At 70.0% G+C, this 7985-nt stretch carries 5 protein-coding genes; 3 read left to right on the forward strand and 2 right to left on the reverse strand.

The genetic code is table 11. The features are described 5' to 3' along the window. Positions 1-28: 28 nt before the first annotated feature. Complete coding sequence (locus HNV26_RS22005) at positions 29-2461, reverse strand: TonB-dependent receptor domain-containing protein (RefSeq protein WP_171443001.1); 2433 nt, start codon at positions 2459-2461, stop codon at positions 29-31. A gap of 123 nt (positions 2462-2584) precedes the next feature. Further along, positions 2585-4057 carry an NHL repeat-containing protein gene (locus HNV26_RS22010; RefSeq protein WP_171443000.1) on the reverse strand — a complete coding sequence of 491 codons (1473 nt, stop codon included), beginning with the start codon at positions 4055-4057 and terminating at the stop codon, positions 2585-2587. A gap of 187 nt (positions 4058-4244) precedes the next feature. Here HNV26_RS22010 and HNV26_RS22015 point away from each other — a divergent pair, with 187 nt between their 5' ends. From HNV26_RS22015 to HNV26_RS22025, 3 genes are all read left to right on the forward strand, one after another. Beyond that, a complete protein-coding gene (locus HNV26_RS22015; RefSeq protein WP_216612589.1) occupies positions 4245-5483 on the forward strand; it encodes an imelysin family protein in 1239 nt (412 codons plus the stop codon). Next, positions 5476-6930, forward strand: coding sequence for an HTTM domain-containing protein (locus HNV26_RS22020; RefSeq protein WP_171442998.1), 1455 nt, complete (start codon positions 5476-5478; stop codon positions 6928-6930). The genes HNV26_RS22015 and HNV26_RS22020 overlap by 8 nt, the downstream gene beginning before the upstream one ends. Before the next feature lie 166 nt (positions 6931-7096). After that, positions 7097-7985: zinc metalloprotease HtpX (locus tag HNV26_RS22025; protein WP_171452865.1), on the forward strand; the 889-nt coding region annotated here is incomplete at its 3' end.

Here is a 7985-nt window from a genome sequence, read left to right on the forward strand (position 1 = left end):
AGGCGCCGCCCGCGGTGGTGGCCGGGCTTCAGAGGCCCACCTTGACGCCCACGATGACGGCCCGAGGCGCGTTGGGCCGGGCACCGTAGGGACGGCGCGACACGACGGCCTGCTCGTCCAGGATATTGCGCGCGCTCAGGTACAGCTGCCCCCAGCGGGAGAAGTTCCAGCTCGCGTTGACGTCGAACGTCAGCAGCGCGTCCGTCAGCAGCTCCGGAGGCACCTCGCCCTGCCCCGCCTGCTCGCGCATGGCATCCACATAGAAGGCGCTCAGGGCCAGGCCGCCCCAGGACGTCTCCACGCCCGCGGTGGCGTAGAGCTGGTGCCGGGGCACGTAGGGCAGCTCGTCGCCCGCGCGCACGTTGCCGAACTGCGGGTCCGCCGACTGGAAGTCCTCACGCAGCCGCGTGCGCGTGAAGGTGTAGGACAGCGAGACGGGGAACGTCACGCCGCCGCCCGGACGGAACGTCTTCTCACCGAAGACTTCCAGGCCGTAGATGTAGGCCTTGCCCGCGTCCGTCTGCCGGTCGAGGGCATCATTGAGGCAGCCACTGGAGAACGTGCAGATGTCGGTGAGGTTCGAGTAGTCGTTGAAGAAGCCCACCGCCTCCAACCGCTCACCACGGCGGGTCCACCGCGCGCCGGCCTCGTAGTTGATGCTCTTCTCCGGCAGCACCACGTCCGGCTGTCCGGGCGCCGGGGGCGAGAAGCCGCGATAAGCGCCCGCGAACAGGCCCAGCTCGCGCGTCAAGGCGCCGTAGATGCCCATGCCCGGCATGAGCACCTCCAGCGCGCCGCTCGACTCGGTGCCCGTCAGGTGGTTCCGCGACGCCGAGCGGATGATTTCCATGCGCACGCCCGGCGTCAGCACCAGGGGCCCCCAACCGATGGCGTCCGTCGCGTGCAGGGCGATGGCGTGCGTGGAGTCCTTGTTGTCGGCCGTCGTGTACGTGGGCTCGCTGGTCCGCACGAGCTGGCCGCCCTGCATCAGGAAGGCGTCCTCGGTGTGGAGGCGGAGGATGCTGTCGTAGTGGAAGCGCGCGCCCAGCTCGAGGTTGTGGCTCAGCGACCCGGTGGTGGCCGTCCAACGGGCGATGCTCTGGAGCCCCTGGGACACGTACGTGCGGTCGTTGGGGCCGATGAGCAGCGCATCCTGGGACGACGACGAGTCCAGTTCGCCAGTGAGCACGCCGTAGTAGATGGAGTTGCGCGCGCTCGTGGGGTCCGCCAGCACGCTGGCGATGGAGGCGCCGCGGAAGCGGTTCACCTTGCGCCACGCCCGGCTCAAGTCATGCCGGTAGACGGACGTCGTCACGGCCAGCCCGCCCGCTTCGAGCTCGTGGCTGAGCACCACCTGCGTGCGGTGCCACTTCATGTGGTCCAGGGCGCTCGCGACGTAGCGGCGCAGCGGCGCGGCGGCGAAGTCCGCGCTGCTCAGGCCCAGGTACGTCTCGTTCGAGTCCTCGTCCGAGTAGCCCAGCTTGAGCTGGAGCGTCTGGCGCACGGGGCCCTCGGGGACGAGCAGGTAGCGGCCCTTGGCCATCCACTCGTTGCGGGCGAAGCCCGTGTTGCCGCCAACGGTGTCCAGCTCCTTGAAGCCGTCACTGCGCAGGTGGATGCCTTCGAGCAGGAAGCCCGCGCGCTCGGTGCTGGCGCCGAAGACGCCGTGGGCCTTGCCGTAGAGGTACTCGCCGCCCGCCACGTCCAGCCAGGCGGACTCGGACGCGGGGATGTCCCGGGTGATGAACTCCACGGAGCCGCCCACCGTCTGCGGTCCCTGCTGGATGGCCGAGGGCCCCTTGAGCACGCGGATGCTCTGCATGCGCGTGGCCAGCGGGAAGTAGTAGGCCGCCGGCGCGGAGTACGGCGCCGGGCCGAAGAGGACACCGTCCTCCAAAAGGGTGACCTTCTTGCTGCGGTCCGGATTGACGCCGCGCAAGCCCACGTTCGGCCGCAGGCCGAAGCCGTCCTCGCCACGGGAGTACACACCGGGCACCGTCTGGAGGATGGCGGCGGGGTCATCGCGCTCGAAGCGCTCCAACTGCGCGGGCTTGAGCACGTGGATGGAGCCGCTCGTGCGCGCCTCCGAGGTGCCCACCACCACGCTCTCGAATCTCTTCTCCACCGCCGCGGGTGAAGGCTCCAGCGCCAGGGGCTCGCTCGCGGGGGGCTCGGTGGCCAGCGGCGCGTCGCCCACGGGCGCCTGCGCGGGCTCGGCCCACTGCGCCGCCTCGGCGGCGGTGTCCTGCGCTGGCGGCGCCTCAGGAAGGGCGGCGGCGTCCTGCGCCGGCGGCGCTTCAGGAACGACGGCGGTGTCCTGCGCCTGCGCCGGCTCGGGGGCCACGGTGGCGGCATCCTGGGGCGGCTCGGACTGCGCCGCGGCCGGGGAGGCCCATGCCAGCAAGAGCGCCGGAAGTGTCCAACTCCGCGCCCACATCAGCTTCTGCTCGAACAGTGCCATCTGAAGCGTTTCGACCTTGTCTGACTGGGATGTCCGACGACTCAAAAGCCAGGAGCCAGGGATGGTGACTCGCCCGCGCGCGGGCCGCCTTCCCCGGCTCCTGCTTCTACACTGCGTCAGCGACTACCGCTTCTCAATGGGACCGCCGATGACGATCTTTCCATCCGACTGGATGGCGATGCCGCGAGCGGCCTCCTCGGTGCCCGCGGTCGCGACGTTGAGCTTCGCGATACCGCCGGTACCGAAGGTCGTGTCGAGGTTGCCCTCGGTGGTGAAGCGAGCCACCACCATCTGGTTGTCCCCGCCCTCGGTCACGAAGCCCGCCGCGTAGATGCGGTTGGTCGAATCGAAGGCGACGGACCAGAAGCGGTCGTTCTCCGAGGTGGAGATCGGCGTGGCCTTGATGATGACCTCCTCCGCCGAGCCGCTCGTGGGGATGATGGCGAGGATGCCGTCGTCGTTCTGGTTGCCACCCGCGCGGTAACCCACCGCGGCGGCCCAATTGCCGTCCGCCGACCGGGCCACGCCGAAGAAGGCCTGCTCCGGCCGGTCGAGGCTGAAGGTCTTGTAGCCTTCCGGCGCGAAGGCCGTGTCCGGCTGGCCGTCCGGCGTCTGCACCAGGAGGAGGGCCTGGTTGTTCTGCGCGCCCAGGGAGCCGCTGCCCACGTGCAGGACGCGGTCGTCGTTCAGGACCACCAGGTTGCGGCCGCGGTCGTTGTCACCGACCAGGTCCAGCACCACGGCGCCGCCCACGCCCCACGTCGGGTCGAGCGCGCCCGTGGCGGTGTAGCGGAAGGACACCAGGTCCACCGCGCCGGAGGACGCGGAGCGGCCGTAGCCGGTCGTCACGTAGCTGCCGTTGGACTGCATGCCCACGGCGTAGGCCTCGGCCATGCCCCACTCAGGGTTGGTCTCGCTCTGGGCCTGGAACGGCGCGGACGTCACGACGCCCTTCCAGCCGAACGCGTCGTCCGCCGTGCCGTTGTCGTTCAGCCGCTGCAGCACGATGCGGTTGGCCGCCTGCGCACCCACGCCCGTGGGCATGGAGGTGTAGCCGGACGTCATGATCTTGCCGTCCGGCTGGATGAAGCCGTAGCGCATGCCGTCGTTCAGGTTGGACAGGTTGAGGACGCTGAACCCGTTGGGCGTCTCGGTGGAGCCGAACGTCGTGTCCAGCGCACCTGTCGCCGTCAAGCGTGCCACCACGCGGTCGGTGTCCGAGCGCGTACCGTCCGCGCGCTTGTTGCCGAACAGCACGATGCGGTCCGTGCCGTCCACGCGCACGTCCCACAGCGAGTCACGCGTGCCGTCGCGGCCGGTGCCAAAGTCCACGTGCGTCACGCCGCCCGCACCGAACGTCGTGTCGTGCGTACCATCCTCGTTGAAGCGGACCACCGCGATGTCGCTGTCCAGCGCGCCGGTGCCCGCGTCAGGCGTCGGGTTCGTGCCCGCGTCCGTACCGGCGTCCGTGTTGGTGCCCGCGTCAGGCGTCGGAGTGGGCTCATCGTCGTCGCCACAGCCCGTCATGCACGCCAGCGTGAGCGCCAACGCGGCTCCACGCACCAGGAAGCTGCGGTGCTTCACCGTCTTCAACATGATGTCTTCCCCTCCTCAGGAACCCTTCGAACTGCAAACGATAATCGTTATCAGTTTCTCCACATCCGCCTCGTACTCCGGAAGACCGCGACGGGTCAACACCCAACCTGTGGAAACTCGCACGCTTCCCCGGTCAAATTTGAAGTTGATTGTCATTAACAACTTCGGCGTGCTAGCGAGCCCGGACATGAACACCGAGTCATCGCGCCCCCTCTCCGTCCTGCGTGCGCGGGCCATCGCGCTCGCGGTGCCCGCCCTCCTCTCGCTGTCCGCGTGCAAGTCGGACAAGGTGACCCCGCCGGACGCAGGGACGGACAATCCGGACGACACGGTGGCCGCGACGCGCGCCGCGCTGCTGGAATCGACCGGAGCCTGTGTGCTGCAGACGGCACGTGAGTTCCAGACCGCGGCCGCCGCGCTGGAGAGCGCCGGCGCGGCCCTCGCGGCCACGCCGGATGCCACCACGCGAGACGCCGCGCGCGAGGCCTACCACCAGGCCATGAACGCGTGGCAGGTGGCGGAGGTGATGCAGTTCGGTCCCGCCGCGCCCCGGAGCCTCCCGGGCGGCGCGGAGATTCGCGACAACATCTACTCGTGGCCCCTGGTCAGCCGGTGCGCCATCGAGGAGCAGCTCGTCAACCGCAGCTACGAGTCGGAGACCTTCGACAGCTCACTGGTGAGCCGCCGCGGCCTGTACGCGCTGGAGTACCTGCTCTTCTTCGAGGGGGACGACACCGCCTGCCCCGGCACCTCCGTCATCGTATCCCAGGGCACGTGGGCGGCGCTGTCCGCGGACGAGCGGGCCGCGCGCAAGCGGGCGTACGCCGCCGTGGTGGCCGCCGACGTCCGCCGACGCGCGGACGCGCTGGTGAACGCGTGGGCCCCGGACCAGGAGAACTTCAGCCGGACGTTGGCGACGGCGGGCTCCGGCAATGCCGTGTACCCCTCCACGCAGGCGGCGCTGAACTCCGTGAGCGACGCCATCTTCTACTTCGAGCGCGAGGTGAAGGACCTCAAGGTGGCACGGCCGCTGGCGCTGCGTGACTGCGCCACGTCGACGTGCCCCGAACACCTGGAGTCGCAGTTCGCCGCGCGCTCGAAGGCGAACATCCGGGCCAACCTGGTGGGCTACCGGCGCATCACGGAAGGCTGCGGCGAGAACTTCTCCGGCACGGGCTTCGACGACCTGCTCGAGGCCTCGGGCGCCGGCGCGCTGGCGGCGAAGCTGCGCGAGCGCAACGCGGCGGCGGCGGCGGGCATCGAGGCTGTTCCGGGTGAAGACCTGGCGACGGTCCTGGCTCAGGACAAGGCCGCGATGCGGACGATGTACGACGTCATCAAGGCCGTGACGGACGTGCTCAAGACGGAGCTCGTCACCGTGCTGGACCTGGAGCTGCCCCAGTCCGTCGAGGGGGACAATGACTGAGGTGGCGTCGGGCGAGCGCCCCGCGTCCGGGCGCATCTGGAAGGTGCTGCTGGCGCCGCGAGACATCGCGGCGCTGGTGGCGTTCCGCGTGGCGCTGGGGCTGCTCATCTTCGTCTCAGCGGTCCGGTTCCTCGCCTACGGCTGGGTGGACGTGCTGTTCACCGGCCCCCGCTTCCACTTCACCTACTGGGGCTTCGGCTGGGTGCCCGCGCTGCCGGCGCCGTGGATGCACACCGTCTTCGCGGTGCTCGCGATACTCGGGCTCTGCATGGCGGCGGGCCTCTTCTACCGCGTGACGGTGGGCCTGCTGTTCGTCGCCTTCACCTACGTCCAGCTCGTGGACGTCAGCAACTACCTCAATCACTACTACCTGGTGAGCCTGCTCCTCGGGCTGATGCTCGTCGTGCCGGCGCACCGGGCCTTCTCGGTGGATGCCTGGCGCAAGCCCTCACTGCGCAGTGACTGGCTGCCCTCGTGGTGCACGCTGCTGCTGCGCTTCCAGGTGGGCGTGGTGTACGTCTTCGCGGGGCTGGCGAAGCTGACCGGTGACTGGCTGCTCCATGCCCAGCCGCTCGGCATCTGGCTGTCGGCCCGGACGAGCCTGCCCCTCGTCGGTCCCATGCTCGACGAGCCCTGGGTCGCCTACCTCGCGGCCTGGTCGGGATTCCTCTTCGACACCACCATCGTCGCCTTCCTCCTCACCCGGAAGCTGCGGCCCTTCGCCTATGTCGTGGTGCTCGGGTTCCACGCGGCCACCTCCGCGCTGTTTCCCATTGGCATGTTCCCCTTCATCATGGTCACCGGGGCCCTGGTCTTCTTCGAAGCCTCCTGGCCACGGCGGCTGTGCCACGGGCTGCGCGCCCGCCTCGCGCGGACGTCCGTCGCGACTTCGTCCGCCTCGGAAACGCCCACGACGCCCACCCTGAGCGCTCCCGGATGGAAGGGACAGGTGGCGCTCGGCCTGGCCCTGACCTACGCCTTCGTGCAGGTCGCCATTCCGCTGCGTACCCACCTCTACGGCGGCAACGTCCTGTGGCACGAGCAGGGCATGCGCTTCTCCTGGCGAGTGATGGCGCGCGAGAAGAACGGCAGCGTGACCTTCATCGTCCGCGACCCGGCGTCGGACCGGGAGTGGCACGTCGCGCCCAGCCAGTACCTCACCCGCCTCCAGGAGCGGGAGATGTCGGTGCAGCCGGACCTCATCCTCCAACTGGCGCGGCACATCGCCCGGGACTTCGAGGCGCAGGGCAAGGGCCGCGTCCAGGTCCACGTCGACGCCCAGGTGTCGCTCAATGGCCGCCCCGCGGAGCTGCTGGTGGACCCGGACGTGGACCTCGCTCGGGAGGTGGACGGCCTGGCGCCCAAGCGGTGGATCCGCCCCGCGCCGGAGTCGCCGCCCATCCGCTTGCGCTCTCCGCTGCGCGGCGCGACGGCCGAGCGCCCGTAGGAGCGTGTCACGGCAAGGGGCCAGGGGCTGGGTGGAGGGTGCACCATTGCACCCAGGCCCCCTGCCTCCTGGCCCTGGGGGGCGTGCCGTCCCCCGTCATTGCCGAGCCCTCGCGCTTGTTTACGTTTCCAGAGGGCCCCGAAGGGTCTCCGGAAACGAGGCGGCCATGGCGTTCCAATCTTCCCACGATACGGCCCGCGCCGACGCGGACCGGCCAGCACTGCACGGAGGCGGCGGTTGGCACCGGCTGGGCAACGCGCTCAAGACGACCGTGCTGCTGGCCGGGCTCACGGCCCTGGTGCTCGTCATCGGCGACCGACTGGGCGGCCCGCAAGGTCTGCTCTTCGCCGGCCTCTTCGCGGTGGTGATGAACTTCGGCTCCTACTGGTTCAGCGACCGGATTGCATTGGCCATCCACGGCGCCAGGCCGTTGCCCTACGAGCAGGCGCCCTGGCTGCACGACATGGTGGCGCGGCTGGCCTCCCGAGCGGGCATGCCCAAACCCAAGGTCTACATCCTCCCCACGGCGGCGCCCAACGCGTTCGCCACGGGCCGCAACCCGAGCCACGCCGCCATCGCGGTGACAGCGGGCCTGATGGAGCTGCTCGACCGGCGCGAGCTGGAGGGCGTGCTGGCCCATGAACTGGGGCACGTGCGCAACCGGGACACCCTCATCGGCACGGTGGCGGCGACCCTGGCCGGCATCATCAGCTACGCCGCGCAGATGCTCTTCTGGTTCGGCGGCTCCATGCTCAGCCGGGGCGACAACGACGAGCGCGGCGGACTGGGCAGCGCCTTCGCCAACCTGGGCCTGCTGCTGGTGGCCCCCATCGCCGCCACGCTGCTCCAGCTCGCCGTCAGCCGCTCACGGGAATACGGGGCGGACCAGACGGGCGCCGAGCTGGCGGGCGACCCGGACGCGCTCGCCAATGCCCTGCTGAAGCTGGAACGCGGCGCGGAGGCCATTCCCTACGACAGGGCCCCGGCCACCGCCCACCTCTTCATCGTCAACCCGCTCCACCGTGGCGGAGTCATGACCCTGTTCTCCACCCACC

Source organism: Myxococcus xanthus, from assembly GCF_013116825.1.
GTDB classification, from domain to species: Bacteria; Myxococcota; Myxococcia; order Myxococcales; family Myxococcaceae; genus Myxococcus; species Myxococcus xanthus_B.